This is a genomic window from Pseudomonas sp. P2S-1 (assembly GCF_057197725.1).
The window spans coordinates 1,581,634-1,596,974 of the sequence record NZ_CM170068.1 but is presented as its reverse complement, the minus strand read 5'-3'; the positions used below and the strand labels follow the sequence as shown (position 1 = coordinate 1,596,974).

Genomic DNA, 15,341 nt, shown 5'->3' with positions numbered 1-15,341 from the left:
TTACCAGCTCACGTCGACTTTGCCGAAGAAGTACGCGCCTTCCAGCCCGTACGGCGAGTACCAGCTGTAGGTCGGGTCGTCGGTCGGGAAGAAGTAGTAGCGCTTGGCTTCGGCGTTGAGCTGCTGCGGTCGGCGGTCGAAGATGTTTTCCCCGCCGACGGTGACTTTCACCGCGTCGCTCAGCCAGTAGCCCAGGCTCAGGTCGGTGATGAAGGCCGGGCGGATTTCCTCGTCGCGGCTGGCGGAGATCTGATTGCGTCCGGTGACCTTGGAGTAGCGGGTGCCCTTGAGGGTCACGTCGAAATCGCCCAGTTGCCAGGCGGCGGTCAGCGAGGTGACGTTCTTCGGGTAAGCCGTGGTCAGGTTGCCCTGGCGGTCGCGGCCGACGGCGGTCACGCCGGTGCCGGCCAGGGCATCGGGCTCCTTGATCTTCTCGATGGTCTGCAGGCTCTGGTTGCTCAGCAGGGTCCACTTGGTCTTGCCGTATTCGCCGAGGTCGTAGCGGTAGTCGGCGACCAGGTCGATGCCGCGGGTGCGGGTGTCGGCCAGGTTGCCGAAGTAGGAGACGATCTGGTTCGGGTCCAGGCCGTTGGCGGCGAGGATATTGGAGACGGCGGTGCCTTGCAGGTTGCTGGTCTGCAGGATGCGGTCCTTGATATCGATCTGGTACAGGTCGACGGTGACGTTGAGGTTCTCGGTCGGCGTGGCGACGAAGCCGAGGCTGTAGTTCATGGATTTTTCAGGCTTCAGGTCCTTGGCACCCAAGGCCCGGCCGGCAGCGTCATCCACGGTGACATAGCGCGTGGTGGCCTGTTCCAGTACCCCGGTCAGCGGGCTGGTGCGCCAGGCAGTCAGCGACGACGAGTAGTACTGCTGTTGCAGCGACGGTGCGCGGAAGCCGTTGCTGATAGTGCCGCGCACGGCAAACTGCGGGGTGAAGGCGTAGCGGGTGGACAACTTGCCACTGGCGGTGTCGCCGAAGTCGCTGTAGTGCTCGAAGCGTCCGGCCAGGCTCACGTCCCATTGCTCGGTAAGGCTCTGGCTCAGGTCGATATAGCCGGCGGTATTGGTCCGCGAATAGTTGTGCGCATCGGCCGGGGTGAAGCCTACCAGGCCCGGGGCACCCGGGTTCGGGCGCTGGCCCGCGAGCGGGTGGCCGGCCGGGAACACATAGCCACCGTCGGCATAGGAGGCGTATTCACCCTCCTCGATCTCGAAGCCGTCGCGGCGGAATTCCAGGCCAGTGGAGACGTTCAGTGGCTTGGCGAACAGCCCGGTGTCGAAGGCGCGGGTCAGGTCGAGGTTGTTGGTCCACTGGCTGGCGATCAGGTGCCCGCCGTCCATGTTGCGCGGGCTGTCCGGGCCGAGGGACGGGTTCAGCGACTTCTCGTTGCGGGTGTTGGCGTCGTTGTAGCCGTAGCTGGTGCTCAGGTCCAGCTTCCAGCCCAGCACATCCTCGTGGCGCAGGCCGACCACGGTCTGGAAGTCATCCTCTTCCACCACGAAGCGCGGCGAGAAACCGTCCGGGTACACCGAGACGATGTTCTGCGGCGAGTTGGCGGTGCGGTAGGTGCCCCAGCTGGTGGAGTTGCGGTGGCTGAGGGTGGAGAAGGAATACAGGCTGAGCTGGTCGTTCAGCGGCAGCTCGGCGTTGTAGCCGAAGTTGTAGGTTTGCGAGCGGGGCTGGCCGAGTTGCTGGCGGTAGCGGCTTTCGCCGTTCTCGCGTGGGTCGGCGGCGCCATTGACCGGGAAATAGATGCGCGTGCGGTCCGGCACGGCGCCGGCGACGTTGGAGCTTTCCTGGATGCCGATGTCGGCGCTGAGGCTGAAGAAGCCGTCGTTGGGCAGTGCAAAGCCCTGGTTGATCTGGCCCTGGCCGCGGGCGCCGAAGTTGCCCTTGCCGCCGACGCGGTTCTCGTACTGGCCGTACAGGGCGCTGGCGCTGCCACCGGAATCGTTCTGCTTGAGGATGATGTTGATCACCCCGGCGATGGCGTCCGAGCCGTACTGGGCCGCAGCGCCATCGCGCAGGACTTCCACATGGTCCACGGCGCTGATCGGAATCAGGTCGAGGTCGGCCGGGGACTGGCCACTGGAACTGGCGGCGGTCTGCACGAAGATCAGCGAGGTGTTGTGCCGGCGCTTGCCGTTGACCAGCACCAGCACATGGTTGCCGCCCAGGCCGCGCAGGGTCGCGGACTTCACTGACAGCCCGGTGCCGCCGGTAAAGCCAGCGGCGTTGGTGTAGGAGGGCACGCTGGCGGCGAGCGCGTCGCGCAGGTTCTGCTTGCCGGAGCGGGCCAGGTCGTCGGCGCTGATCACATCGATCGGCGCCAGGCTCTTGGCCACGGTGCGGCCGCTGTCACGGGCGCCGGTGACCACGACGGTCTGCAGGGCGGTGTCGGTGCTGCTGGTATCGGCGGCGCTGGCCAGGGGCGCGACGCACAGGCCGAGGATGCCTGCGGTCAGCAGGTTGAGCCTGGGCTGGAAAAGGGTGGGGCGAGACATGGTGAGGCTCCGGGATCGGGGGCCGCTATCCATTCCTGGTGGTGGGTGTTCCTGACAGTACTGGCGAGGCGTTTAAGTGTTGGGCTTGTAGTTATCGGTACAGCATGACGTCCTGTCGGGCCTGGTCGACCAGCGCCATGTGTTGTTGCAGGCGCCGTTTGCGGTCGGCCAGCAGCAGGGTCTTGCTCCATTCCATGGCCTTGGCCGAATGGCCGGCCAGTTGTGTCGCCAGTTCGATGGCGGCGCTGTGCGGATCCTCCGCGATACGATTGATCAGGCCCAGGGCCAGGGCCTCCTCGGCATCGAAGCTGCGGGCACTGAGCATGATGTCCAGGGCCGCCGCCTCGCCGATCAGGCTGGGCAGGGTGATCGCGCTGAAGCCGGAGAGCATGCCGTGGCGCACCTCCGGGAAGCTGAAGCGGGTTTCCGGGCGGGCGATGCGGAAATCGCAATGGATCGCCAGGCTGATGCCCAGGCCCAGGGTGTGGCCGTGCAAGGCGGCGACCACCGGCTTGTTCAGGTCAAGGCCGACATCCGGCAGGGCGCGGGCGAGCAGGGCGCTGGCCACGGCCTCGCCGGTGGCCTGGATTTCCTTGAGGTCGGAGCCGGCGCAGAACGCCTTGTCGCCAGCGCCGCGCAGGACGATGGCGCGGGCTTCGCGGTCTGCGGCGGCACGTGCCCAGGCCTCGGCCAGCTCGCGCTTGGCCTGGCCGTCCAAGGCATTGAGACGCTCGGGGCGGTTCAGGGTGATCTGCACCACGCCATCGCCAAGGGATTGATAGTCGACTGTCATCACGGGTTTTCGCTGCGGGTGAAAGAAAGACGTTTTGCCTCTTGCGGCATCGCGTCGAAGTGGGGAAAACTTAATGGATGTTCATAATGCAAACAACATGTTTGTTATACGAACATGTTTTGTGTTCCTCACTATTGGTTATAAAAAATGAAAGCGATAGTACTGAAAGCCTTCGGCGGACCGGAGCAACTGCAACTGGAGAAGGTGCCCACGCCGCAGGCCGGGCCGGGTGAAGTGCTGGTGCGGGTGCGTGCCGCCGGGGTCTGCCATCACGATCTGCTGCACCGTGCCGGGCAGTTGCCCGGCGCCCATACCGGTGTGGTACTGGGGCACGAGGTGGCCGGGGATGTGGTCGAGGTGGGTGCTGGCGTGTTGCAGCTCAAGGTCGGGTCGCGGGTGGTGGTCTATCAGCGACGCTTCTGCGGGCAGTGCCGGGATTGCCTGCGCGGGCGCCAGGACCTGTGTCGGGCGCTGGGGTTGCCGTCGGTGGATACCGAGGGGGCGTATGCCGAGTACCTGCGGATTCCGGCGATTTCCGCCGTCGAGTTGCCCGTGGGGCTGGATTACAACCTGGCCGCGCTGGCGTCCTGCCCGATCGCTACCAGCGTTCGCGCGCTGTATGGCGAGGCCGGATTGCAGCCCGGCGAAACGGTGCTGATCAATGGCGCCAGTGGCGGGCTGGGGGTGCATCAGATCCAGCTGGCCCGGGCCCTGGGCGCGCGGGTGATCGCGGTGACCGGCAGTGACGCCAAGCGCGGGTTCCTGCATGAGCTCGGGGCCCATGAGGTGGTGGTCGCTGCCGGCAGCTATAGCGCCGAGGTGTGGAAGCTCACGGGCAAGCGTGGCGTCGATGTGGCCATGGAAAACCTCGGGCATACGCTGGAAGACACCCTGCGCAGCATGACCCTGGGTGGTCGTGTGGTGGTGCTGGGCAATGTCGAGCCGGGCAGCGTGCCGGTGAATCCGGGGCTGCTGATCGGGCGCCGGTTGAAGCTGCAAGGCTCGGGCAGCGCGACCCTGGAGCAATTGCGCACGGCGCTGGCGCTGATCCATGGCGGGCAGGTGCGGCCGTTGATCGATCGGGTCATGCCGTTCCCGCAGGCGGGTGAGGCCCATGCCTTGCTGGAGTCGCGGCAGGTCAATGGACGTATCGTCCTGAGCGGGTGGTGAGCATGGATATCAGTACCCTGCTGGGCCAGGCGGCGCGGAAATGGCCGGAGGCGTCGGCGCTGCATGAGCCGGCGACCGGGCGGCGCTTGTCCTTTGCGCAACTGGAACAGGCATTGACGGCCTTCGGCCTCGCGCTGGATGAACTGGGTGTCGAGCCTGGCGCGCGGGTGGCGCTGTTGGCCGATGCCAGTGTCGACTACCTGATCGCCGATTATGGCTGCATGGCCAACGGGCGGGTACGGGTGCCGCTGGATCCGGCGCTGTCCCAGGGTGAGTTGCTGGCCCAATTGCGCGATGCCGGGGCTGCGTTGCTGCTGTTTTCCTCGGCGTATGCGGAAATGGCCGAGGTGCTGCGGGGGGAGGGTATCGAGTGTCGGCACCTGGCTTCGCTGACGGTTGGCTCCGTACACCCGTTGCCTGTTCGGGCCGCGCAGCCGGCGCAGTCTCTGGCTTCTCTCAACTATACCGGCGGCACAACCGGCGTGCCCAAGGCTGTGATGCATCGGCATGCCAGTCTCTGTGCGGTATTGCAGAACGTGGTCATGGGCCGTGGTGCGCTGCCGGGGGATGTCCTGCTGAACGTGCGGCCGCTATGGCCGATCGCGGCGGTGGCAGTGCTGGCGCATCTGCTGGCCGGTGGTGAGGTGGTGCTGGGAGGGCGGTTCGACAGCAAGCAGTTCCTGGGATCACTGCGTGAGTACCGGGTGGCGTTCAGTTCGCTGGTGCCGACCCAGTTGCTGCGGTTGTTGCGCGAGAGCGGGAGTGCACCGGCGGATCTGCCCTGGTTCAAGAGTCTTGATATCGGGGCTGCTGCCTTGACGGGTGAGGTGCTGGAAGGCTCGTTCAGCCTGTTCGGCGGGCGGATTGCGGTGCTCTATGGCATGACCGAGGCGCCGTGGAGTTGCTATCTGTCCGCCGGGCAGATGGCTGCATTACGTGGGGTCGGAGAAAGCGCTGAAGGTGTGGTCGGGCGTTCGCTGTTCTCGGCGGCGGTGAAGATCGAGCGGGTGGATGAGCGGGGGATCGGCGAGATCCTGCTGGCCGGGCCGCAGTTGATGGCCGGTTATTGGCAGCAGCCGGGGCTGACCGGTGAGGTGCTGGTGGACGGTTGGTTGCGCAGTGGCGATCTCGGGCGGATTCGGCCTGACGGGCTGCTGGAAGTGCTCGGGCGCTGCAAGGACATCATCCGCAGCGGCGGCAAGTCGGTGCAGCCGGGGGAGGTGGAGCAGGCGTTGCTCGGACATGCGGCGGTGCGGGAGGTCCATGTGTTCGGCAGGGCGGATCTGGAGTGGGGAGAGCAGGTGTGTGCGGCGCTGGTTCTGGAGCCTGGGGCTGTCGTGACGGTGGAGGAGTTGCTGGAGCACTGTCGCGGGTTGCTGTCGCGGTACAAGGTGCCGAGGCAGGTGCATTTCATCGAGGAGTTGCCGCGGTCACATTATGGGAAGGTGCAGCGGAACCGGTTGTTGGCGGTGCTGGAGGCTGGCGTTAGCTGATCCGGGAAATGCACTGATCTTCCGGGCCTCATCGCTGGCAAGCCAGCTCCCACAGGTACAGCGCCGCTCTCAAGGACGGTGGTGAACCTGTGTGGCTTGCCAGCGATGAGCATGGGTATCTACATATCTCTCGCTCGGGCTCGGATTCTGGACTTGCGCTGGATCCGTAGGAGCGTGGCTTGCCCGCGAAGGGCCGCAAAGCGGCCCCAAAACCTGCCACGCCGAGCATCTGGAGTACAGCAGTCGCGCAGGCGCTGAATCCAGAAAGGCGTTCCCCTGCTAGCTCGTGCTGGATGGTTTTAGGGCCGCTTTGCGGCCCTTCGCGGGCAAGCCACGCTCCTACCTGAACCGCGTCGGCCATCAGCCCGAGGTTGTAGATACCCATGCAGCGATGAGGCCATCAGAATCGACGGGAAACTAAACGGGTTGACTACCCCGGCTTGCTGCGTTTTCTCTGGTTTCGGAATGGGGAACAGGTTTGGGGCAGCCAGTGCTGAGACTATTTGCCCAGTCCTGCACGAGGCGTTGGTCAACAACCTGGCCAGTATCTACATCTGCCAAAGCCTCACGGGTTTTATCATCGCTATTCATTCGATGTACTCCTGATCAGTAAGGCGGGGCTAGAGATTCCCCAACTGCGCCGCAATCCCCTCACAAGCCCGCCGCACATGCGCCGCCAGTGCCGACCCCGGATGGGTCTCTTCCTCCATATCCAGCCCGGCCACCACCACCGCACCCAACGCCTGCCCACCTGCGACCCGGATCGGAAACGCCACCGACGACAGCCCCGGCTTGAACTCCCCATGCCCAAAGGCGAAATCCCGCTCGCTGCGGATCAGTTGCAACCCCGGCAGTGCCTTGGCATAGCGCTCTTCCCCCAGCACCCCCAGCGCCAGCGCCTCGCTGTAGGTCGCCAGCACCGCCCGCCCGCTGGGGCTGCCCTCGATCGGAAACTGATCCGCCAGGTCCACGATCACATTCAACGGCGTGGCCGGCGTCCACATCCGTTCGATCAGCACCACCTGGTCCCCCACCGGTACCGACAGCGAGACGATCGCCGGCCGCTCGCCGATTACCCGCTGCAGTTCGATGGCATAGGGCAGGGCCAGGCGGCGCAGGTTCAGGCGGTTCAGGTAGGCGGCGGAGTAGATCAGGCTTTCCGGGCCGATATGGTAGGTCGCCCCGCGGGACTCGATCAGGCCCCAGTAGGTGAGGGTCTTGAGCAGGCGGTGGATGGTGGAACGCTCGATACCGGTCTGCCGCGCCAGGTCGAGGGCGCTGGCGCCGTGCTTGAGGTTGGCCAGGGCACGCAGCAGAACGATCGAGCGGTCGATGACCTGGACGCGTCCGCCGGCGTTGTCCTTGCCGTTGGTCGCAGGTTGAGGGGCAGAGATTTCCATCGTGACAGGGGATTCCAAAAGACCGGTCGCCAAGGTTAGCCGTGATCCGCCACCGGGTGAAGAGCCGGTGCCGGCGATTATTTCGCGACGGCTTAGATCGAATACGCATGCCGGTTATGAGCATGGATCTTTCGGCGATATCCATTGCGTCGTTTTCGAGGCCATAGAGAGCGAGGATTTCGTGATAGCGCTAAAACCGTTGCTATTGCATGAGCCGCCATTGCCAAGGCCGTCCACTGGCCTGTGATCACGGCCCCGACCGCTGCTTTCCCGCCATCTTGCCGCTGCGCCGGCGATCCCTAGAATCCGCCCCCATCTCCTCTCGTCACCTTGAACAAGGACTTCACCATGATGAACGCAATGCAGATGCCGATGATGAACAGCGCCATGCCGATGATGCCCATGACCGGCATGCCGATGATGATGGCGACCATGACCTGCAAGATGCTCGACGACGGCATGCTGTGCACTATGAAGCCTGCCGCCGGCATGGACATGGCGATGTTCCGCAACAGCGCGGAAATGATGCAGATGATGATGAACTGCGGCATGCCGATGATGATGCAGTGCGGCAACCTGATGCTGATGGGCTGCAATCAGATGACCCTGGGCATGCCCATGAACGGCATGATGATGCCGATGATGAAATGCCTGATGGAATGCACCGTCATGGCCGACGGCATGACCTGCAAGATGATGCCGATGGCCGGCATGAGCATGGAAATGATGAGCAGCTGCTGCATGCTCATGATGAAGATGATGAACGACTGCAGCATGCCGATGATGATGAGCTGCAACGGCATGCCGATGATGTGCTGCACCTGCTGACGCTTGGGTGACTCAGTCCCGGCTTTCGGGATGGGTCACCACCAGGTACGCCACCGCTTCGCTGTCCACCGGATTGCGATAGCGGTGGGGCTGGTCGGCGTAGAAGACGATGGAGTCGCCGGTTGACAGCAGAAAGCGCTCGTCGTTGACGCTGATCTCCAGCGCCCCCTGGGCCACCACCAGATTCTCCCGCACCCCCGGCGCATGTCCGGCGGAGTGCTCCTCTCCCAGCGGGCTGATCCGCAATTCGTAGAACTCCGTCTGCTGCGGTGCATCCACCGGATACAGCGCACGGCTGATGAAGGTCCCCGCCGCACTGACCAGGCGCTTGCTGTCGCGCTTGGGCAACAACGTCACCCCGGCACATTCGCGCTGATCGAGAAATGCCGCCACCGACACCTTCAAGCCCTTGGCGATCTTGCACAGCACGCGGATCGACGGCACGCTGCGCGCGGATTCGACCTGGGCGAGCATGGCCCGGCTGACCCCACTGGCCCGGGCCAGGGCATCGAGGGACAACTGACGCTTGGCGCGCAGGCGCTGGAGATTGCTGGCGACCCGCTGGCCGATGCCGTCGTCTTCCTGGGTGATGGCTTCGGGCAGGGTGAAGGGTGGTTCGTCGGCGGTGACCAGGAAGCGGTTTGGCGTGTTCATGCCTGCGGTACGGCCAGGCTGGCCTGCTGCACGTACATCGCCCAGAGCAGACGGCCGCGTTGTTGGGCCAGCTTGCGTTTACGGTGCAGGGTGAAGTCGATGACGGTGGCGGCTTGGCTCATGGGGGGATTCCTTGTCTGGAGCAGGGGGCCATGAGCGGAGACTACTGATTTGTTTTTAGAACCAGAAATACTGAATTTGCATTTGTTAATTCCATTTTGGTGTTGGTCCTGAAGGCCTCATCGCTGGCAAGCCAGCTCCCACAGGGATCGCGTGCACCGCTGAACCTGTGGGAGCTGGCTTGCCAGCGATGAGGCCCGAAAGGTCAAGGAAATCTGTTGATTTCCCCCACAACCTGCCCACCCACCTCAGTCTCCACCTGCAGCACACCCCCCGAATCCGGCGCACTGCCCAGCACCTCCAGCTTCAACTCCTGCCGCGCACTGGTGATGAACAAGGTGCGCATCCCGTCCCCGCCAAAACACAAATCCGTAGGGCAGGGCACCGGCAACCCGATCATCCGCTCCAGGTTCCCCTCGGCATCGAAGTGCGCCAGGCTCCAGCCATCGCGCTGGGTGGTCCAGACCCCGCCCTGCGCATCCAGCGCCAGTCCACTGAGGCTACCGCCACCCCGAGGCAGCGACGCCAGCCTCCGCACCGCCGTGCTCCCCGGCTGCAGGCGCAAAATATCCCCGGTCTCCGGCGCGATCGCATACACCGCACTGCCACTGGCATCCCAGCGAAACCCGCTGATCTGCTCGCTCAGCGCCCAGCCATGACGCAGTTCGCCTTCGCTGCTCATCTCGCCGATCAGGCAGCCGCCCGCCGTGCGCGCGCAGGCCCACAGGGTGCCGGACGGATGTCCGGCCAACGCCAGCAAGCGACTGCCGAGTACATCCTGCATCGGATGCTCATTACCGTCCCAATCCACTAACGACCAGCCCCCGGCCTGGGCCACCAGCAAGCCGTCGCGGTGCAGCTCCATGGCCCGCACCGGCATGTCCAGGCGGGTCAGCAGGCGGCTGGTCTGCCCGTCCCAGCAATGGATCGCCGGGGCCAGGGTATCGGCCCAATACAGGAGGCCGCTTGCCGCATGCCAGCGCGGAAATGCGCCATGGAACGACCAGGGTGCTGGCAGCACGTTCAGGGCCCCCGACGGCCGCTGTGAGGTCTCCGGGCGCAATTGCTCGCCCACCCGCCGCGCTGCATCCGCCAGTTCCGGGCCAAGCAGGGTCAGGCGCTCCAGGGTCAGGCGGTAGGCCGGTCCGGCCACGCTCAAGGCGCCGCGCACCACGCCCTGCTTGTCGATGATCGGCGCCGCCACGCAGCGCACGCCGAGGCGGATTTCCTCATCGTCGAGGGCATACCCGCGGGTACGGGTGATCTGCAGTTCGGCCAGCAAGCGGCGGCGGTCGGTGATGGTCAGCGGGGTCAGCGGCTCCAGCACCACGCCCTTGAGGATCTCGTCCCGCGCCGTGGCCGACAGCGCCGAAAGGATCGCCTTGCCCTGGCCGGTGCAGTACACCGGTTTGCCCTGGCCAAGACTGGCCGCCGAACGCTGGGTATGGGCGCCATCACAGCGCTCCAGGGACAGCACCTGGTTGCCGTCGAGCACCGCCAGGTACGAGGTCTCCCCGGTCAGGTCGCGCAGGGCGCGCAGCTCCTCGCTGGCCGCCGCCACCAGGTCCGGCTCCAGGTAGGCGTTGCGGACCATCTCCAGGTAGTTGAAGCCCAGGCGGTAGACCTTGCGCGTCGGGTCGCGGCGGATCATCCCGCGCTCCACCAGGGTGGCGAGGATGCGGTACAGGGTGGTGCGCGGCAGTGGCACCTCGTCGGCCAGTTGCGCCTGGCTGATGCCGCTGGGCATGGCGCCCACGGCCTGGAGCACGTCGAGGGCCTTTTCGAGGGCGGCGGTACCTTCACCTGGTTTCATCGGTTATTCCCATCAGTTGGAACGGAACGGCTGTGGCACCGATTCTGCCCCTTTTCGCCGGGACTTTCCCCCATAGAATCGGCCTCAACGGGGGTTGAAGCCGGCGCTTGTTCCACATGGTGGGAATTGATGTCGGCCACCCATCGGATGAATCCCGCCTGGAGAACCTATAAGAATGTCCGTCATCCATACCTATGCCGATGCCCACGAAAGCACCTCGGGCAAGCGCGTCGAAGTCAGCGACGCCACCCTCGCCAAGCTGGCTGCCTGCAGCAGCGGTTCGCTGACCACCCAGCTGTTCAAGCGTGGCTTCCGCCAGCCAGCCCTGGTCGGCCTGCGCGCCATGACCCGCGATACCAAGCCGTTCGCCGGGCGCGCCTTCACCATGCGCTTCATTCCTGCCCGTGAAGACATCGACACCTACCAGACCATGACCACCAAGCCCAACGACGACAACCTGCAATGGGTCGGCGTGGAGCAGGTGCAGGCCGGCGACGTGCTGGTGATCGACAGCCGCAACGACCCGGCCGCCGCGTCCGCCGGCAATATCCTGGTAACCCGCCTGCTGGCCCGTGGCGCCAAGGCCATCGTTACCGACGGCGCCCTGCGCGACGGCAGCGAGATCGCTGCGATGAACCTGCCGGCCTATGCCCGCGAGATCACCGCCACCACACGCATCTCCTACCACCACGTCGCCGACCTGCAGGTGCCGATCGGCTGTGCCGGCGTCGCCGTGTACCCGGGCGACATCATCGTCGGCGATGCCGACGGCCTGACCGTGGTCCCCGCGCACCTGGCCGAGGAACTGGCCGACGTGTGCACCGTGCAGGACGACATCGAGAACTACCTGGCCATGCGCATCGCCTCGGGCGAGCCGCTGTGGGGCGTCTACCCGCCGAGCCCGACTTCGGTCTCCGATTACCACGCCTGGGTCGCCAGCGGCCGTCCGGCGATCCCCTCGATCATCGACAAGAAGGAGGACTGAACCGTGGCCGAGCACAAGCACGCGCAACTGATCCGCCGTTACTTCGACGCCTGCAACGAGGGCGACTACGACAAGCTGGTGTCCTGCTTCACCCCGGACGCCGTGCATTACTTCCCCGCCGGCCTGCCGGAAGTGCCCTGGCGCACGGCCGACACCATCGCCCGCAAGTGGGTGTGGTGCGTGGAGAACCTGGGCTCGCAGTGGACCATCGAGAAGATCCTGGTCAGCCACGACAGCCATGAAGCGGTGATCGAGTGGACCCACTGGAAAAGCAAGCTGGGCACCGCCCTGCGCGGTGACGAGTGGTACATCTTCGACGAGGAAACCGGCCTGATCCGCGAGATCCGCGCCTACTACGCCTCGCCGGCGGACAAGGAGGTGGCGATCAACGAGCTGGTGGCCTTCGACTACACCGGCCGCGGCTACCACCTCGAACCCAAAGCCCGCTGAAGGAAGCGTTCAATGAGCATTCAACAAGATCCGTCCCTGGCGCTGATCGACCAGGTCGTCGCCAAGGCCGTTGCCGCCGCTGATTTCTGGGCCGAGTCCCCGGCCGTCGTGCGCGCCGCGCTGCTCAATGGCCTGGCTACCGCACTGGAAGAGCAGCAGGCCGAACTGGTTGCCATTGCCGACCGTGAAAGCGGCCTGGGCGAAGGGCGCCTGAACGGCGAAGTGGCCCGTACCGCCTTCCAGCTGCGCGGTTTCGCCAGTGAAGTGGAAGCCGGCGTGCCGTATCGCCAGGTGGTCAGCGATGCCGTGGCCGGCGCGCCGCCTGCCGGGCGTCCGGCGCTGGTGCGGGTGCAGTGCGCACTTGGCCCGGTGGCCATGTTCTCGGCGAGCAACTTCCCGTTCGCCTTCTCGGTGCTGGGGGGCGATACCGCCTCGGCCCTGGCCGCCGGTTGCCCGGTGGTGGTCAAGGCGCATTCCGGTCACCCGGAGCTGTCCCGCGCGGTGTACGAGCTGGCGGCCGGCGTGGTTCGCCAGCAGGGCCTGCCGGAAGGCGTGTTGACCCTGGTCGAAGCCACGTCCCGCGCTGGCGGTACCTACCTGGTGCAGCATCCGGGCATTGCCGCGGTAGCCTTCACCGGCTCCTACCAGGGCGGCAAGGCGCTGTGGCAGGCGGCCAATGACCGTCCGCGTCCGGTGCCGTTCTTCGGCGAGCTGGGTTCGATCAACCCGCTGGTGGCCCTGCCTGCCGCCCTGGAAAAAGACAGCGAAGGCCTGGCGAAAACGCTGGCGGGCTCGATCACCCTCGGCTGCGGTCAGTTCTGCACCAGCCCCGGCCTGATCGTGCTGCTGGACTCGGCCCACAGCGAGCGTTTCGTCGCCCAGCTGGCCGAGGCCATTGCGCCGATCACCACGCACCGTATGCTCACCGCCGGTATGCGCCAGGGCTTCGACAGTGCTGCTGCCACCGTGGCCGCAAATGCCGACGCCGTGTTCACCCCGGCGGCCGATGGGGCTGGCCCGGCGCCGCGCCTGTTCAGCACCGATGCGGCGGCCTTCATCGCCAATGCCCACCTGCGCGAGGAGATGTTCGGCCCGGCGGCGCTGCTGGTGCGTGCTGCTTCGGTTGCTGAAGTCGTGGCCGTGCTGGAAGCGGTCGGCGGCACCCTGACCACCACTCTGTGGGGTGCCGAGCAGGCCAGCGAGGACAATCGCCAGCTGGTTCGTGCGGCCGGGAAGATCTCCGGTCGCGTGCTGTTCGGCGGTGTGCCGACCGGTGTCGCGGTCTGCCACGCCCAGCAGCATGGCGGGCCCTGGCCGTCGTCCACCACCCCGCAAACCACCTCGGTCGGCTACGCCGCGCTGGAGCGCTTCCTGCGCCCGGTCGCGTTGCAGGATGCGCCGGCGTGGACGCTGGGCTAAGGGGAGGGCAGCGCCATGATGCGTCACGTCGTGATGTTTCGCCGCCTCGCCCAGGTCGAGCGGCAGCCGGAGCTGGAGCAACGCCTGGTCGCGCGCATGCGCGACCTCGATCAGGAGATCGATTTCATCCGTGACTGGACCGTCGCCGCCAACGAGCTGGATCGCCCCATTTGCTGGGACTACATCCTCGACTCGGGCTTCGACGATGCTGCCGCGGTAGAGCGGTACCTGCCACACCCCGCGCACCAGGCCCTGGTCGCGGAGCTCAAGCAGTACTTTGAGTGGGTGGCAGTGGATTACAGCGTCTAGACCCGACAGGCAGCCGGACCCTGCCTGGGGTCCGGCGCTATAACAACAAGATCCGGTTTGCTACTGGCGCCGGACGGAGACGTACATGAACAAGAAAAAGAATTACCGCTGGACGATCCTGACGATGCTGTTCATCGCCATGATCATCAACTATGTCGATCGGGCCGCACTGTCCATCGCCATGCCCTTCATCACCCAGGAATACCATCTGACCCCTGCCGAAAAAGGCATGATCTTCAGTAGTTTCTTCTTCGGCTACGCACTGTTCTGCTTTGTCGGCGGCTACCTGGCCGACCGCTTCGGACCGAAGAAGGTGCTGACCTGGTCCATGAGTTTCTGGTCGGTGCTCTGCGGTTCCACCGCGCTGGCCTTCAACTTCTGGTCGCTGCTGATCGTCCGTGCCCTGTTCGGCGTGGGTGAGGGTCCGGTCTCGACCACCGCGAACAAGACCGTCAACAGCTGGTTCCCGATCAAGGAACGCGCCCGCGCCATCGGCATCAACCAGGCCGGCGGCCCGCTGGGCGGTGCCCTGGCCGGCCCGATCGTCGGTTTCCTCGCCCTGTGGCTGGGCTGGCGCGTGGCCTTTGTGGTGATCGCCGTGGTCGGCGTGCTCTGGGCCATCGCCTGGTACCGCCTGGCGACCTCGACCCCGCAGGAGCACGCCAAGGTCTCGCCGGAAGAACTGGCCGAGATCAACGAAGGCCGGGTCGCCCCGGTGATGACCGCCGAACAGGTCCCGCGCACCCCGGTGCTGCAGATCATCCTGCAACGCTCGGTGCTGGTCACTGGTGTCTCGCTGTTCTGTTACAACTACATCCTGTACTTCTTCATGACCTGGTTCCCCAGCTACCTGATCGACGCCAAGGGCATCGACCTCAAGGCCATGAGCATCGTCACCGCGCTGCCGTGGCTGGTGGGTACGGTCGGCTTCGTCTGCGGCGGCCTGCTGATCGACTGGGTGTTCAAGCGCACCGGCAAGCAGCTGTTCTCGCGCAAGGTAGTGCTGGTCAGTTGCCTGCTGGTGGCGGCGGTGTGCATCGTCCTGACCGGCCGGGTCGAAAGCGTGACCGCTACCGTCGCGGTGATGACCGTGGCTATCGGCTTCCTGATGTTGACCGCACCGGCCTATTGGTCGCTGATCCAGGACGCGGTGCCGGATCACCAGGTGGGCACTGCCGGCGGCTTCATGCACGGCCTGGCCAACCTGTCCGGCATCGTCGCGCCGACCGTGACCGGCTTTATCATCCAGGCCACCGGCACCTACGGCAGCGGCTTCGCCCTGGCCGGAGGCCTGGGTGTGCTGGGTGCGCTGATCGTGGCGTTCTTCGTCGGCAAGGCGCCGTCCAGGCGCGACGCCGTGGTCGCGGCGGCCTGACAGTAAACGCGGCCTGCGGGCCGC

Annotated in this window: 14 protein-coding genes; 8 read left to right on the top strand and 6 right to left on the bottom strand. The window is 65.6% G+C overall.

Annotated elements, in window-relative coordinates; translation table 11 throughout:
- Nucleotides 1–2,508, bottom strand: a complete 2,508-nt coding sequence (locus AC2CQI_RS07120; RefSeq protein ID WP_484579685.1) for a TonB-dependent receptor plug domain-containing protein — start codon at nt 2,506–2,508, stop codon at nt 1–3.
- A 91-nt stretch (nt 2,509–2,599) separates the two neighbouring features.
- The gene (locus tag AC2CQI_RS07115; RefSeq protein ID WP_484579684.1) at nt 2,600–3,301 is read right to left on the bottom strand and encodes an enoyl-CoA hydratase/isomerase family protein; all 702 of its coding nucleotides are present in this window, start codon (nt 3,299–3,301) and stop codon (nt 2,600–2,602) included.
- Between the two features lie 147 nt (nt 3,302–3,448).
- Here AC2CQI_RS07115 and AC2CQI_RS07110 point away from each other — a divergent pair, with 147 nt between their 5' ends.
- A complete protein-coding gene (locus AC2CQI_RS07110) occupies nt 3,449–4,471 on the top strand; it encodes an alcohol dehydrogenase catalytic domain-containing protein (RefSeq protein ID WP_484579683.1) in 1,023 nt (340 codons plus the stop codon).
- A gap of 2 nt (nt 4,472–4,473) precedes the next feature.
- A complete protein-coding gene (locus AC2CQI_RS07105; RefSeq protein WP_484579682.1) occupies nt 4,474–5,964 on the top strand; it encodes a class I adenylate-forming enzyme family protein in 1,491 nt (496 codons plus the stop codon).
- Nucleotides 5,965–6,584: 620 nt separating this feature from the next.
- Here the strand turns inward: AC2CQI_RS07105 and AC2CQI_RS07100 are convergent.
- Nucleotides 6,585–7,364 (bottom strand): IclR family transcriptional regulator, encoded by a 780-nt coding sequence (locus AC2CQI_RS07100; RefSeq protein ID WP_075802375.1) that lies wholly within the window; start codon nt 7,362–7,364, stop codon nt 6,585–6,587.
- A 348-nt stretch (nt 7,365–7,712) separates the two neighbouring features.
- Between AC2CQI_RS07100 and AC2CQI_RS07095 the strand changes: the two genes are divergently transcribed.
- On the top strand, nt 7,713–8,192 hold the full coding sequence (locus AC2CQI_RS07095) for a hypothetical protein (RefSeq protein WP_484579681.1): 480 nt from the start codon (nt 7,713–7,715) through the stop codon (nt 8,190–8,192).
- 12 nt (nt 8,193–8,204) lie between these two features.
- Here the strand turns inward: AC2CQI_RS07095 and AC2CQI_RS07090 are convergent, their stop codons facing one another.
- From AC2CQI_RS07090 to AC2CQI_RS07080, 3 genes are all read right to left on the bottom strand, one after another.
- Nucleotides 8,205–8,846, bottom strand: a complete 642-nt coding sequence (locus tag AC2CQI_RS07090) for a helix-turn-helix domain-containing protein (RefSeq protein ID WP_484579680.1) — start codon at nt 8,844–8,846, stop codon at nt 8,205–8,207.
- Complete coding sequence (locus AC2CQI_RS07085) at nt 8,843–8,968, bottom strand: hypothetical protein (RefSeq protein ID WP_484579679.1); 126 nt, start codon at nt 8,966–8,968, stop codon at nt 8,843–8,845. Before AC2CQI_RS07085 ends, AC2CQI_RS07090 begins: the two co-directional genes overlap by 4 nt.
- 203 nt (nt 8,969–9,171) lie before the next feature.
- Nucleotides 9,172–10,779: an IclR family transcriptional regulator domain-containing protein gene (locus tag AC2CQI_RS07080; protein ID WP_484579678.1), complete on the bottom strand. Its 1,608-nt coding sequence runs from the start codon at nt 10,777–10,779 to the stop codon at nt 9,172–9,174.
- Nucleotides 10,780–10,954: 175 nt separating this feature from the next.
- Here AC2CQI_RS07080 and AC2CQI_RS07075 point away from each other — a divergent pair, with 175 nt between their 5' ends.
- The 5 genes from AC2CQI_RS07075 (at nt 10,955) to AC2CQI_RS07055 (ending at nt 15,317) form a co-directional block, all read left to right on the top strand.
- Complete coding sequence (locus tag AC2CQI_RS07075) at nt 10,955–11,764, top strand: RraA family protein (protein ID WP_484579677.1); 810 nt, start codon at nt 10,955–10,957, stop codon at nt 11,762–11,764.
- Nucleotides 11,765–11,767: 3 nt separating this feature from the next.
- Nucleotides 11,768–12,214: a nuclear transport factor 2 family protein gene (locus AC2CQI_RS07070; RefSeq protein WP_484579676.1), complete on the top strand. Its 447-nt coding sequence runs from the start codon at nt 11,768–11,770 to the stop codon at nt 12,212–12,214.
- Nucleotides 12,215–12,226: 12 nt separating this feature from the next.
- Nucleotides 12,227–13,633: an aldehyde dehydrogenase (NADP(+)) gene (locus AC2CQI_RS07065; RefSeq protein WP_484579675.1), complete on the top strand. Its 1,407-nt coding sequence runs from the start codon at nt 12,227–12,229 to the stop codon at nt 13,631–13,633.
- 15 nt (nt 13,634–13,648) lie between these two features.
- Nucleotides 13,649–13,942 (top strand): Dabb family protein, encoded by a 294-nt coding sequence (locus AC2CQI_RS07060; RefSeq protein WP_484579674.1) that lies wholly within the window; start codon nt 13,649–13,651, stop codon nt 13,940–13,942.
- Nucleotides 13,943–14,027: 85 nt separating this feature from the next.
- Complete coding sequence (locus AC2CQI_RS07055; RefSeq protein ID WP_484579673.1) at nt 14,028–15,317, top strand: MFS transporter; 1,290 nt, start codon at nt 14,028–14,030, stop codon at nt 15,315–15,317.
- Nucleotides 15,318–15,341 lie beyond the last annotated feature (24 nt).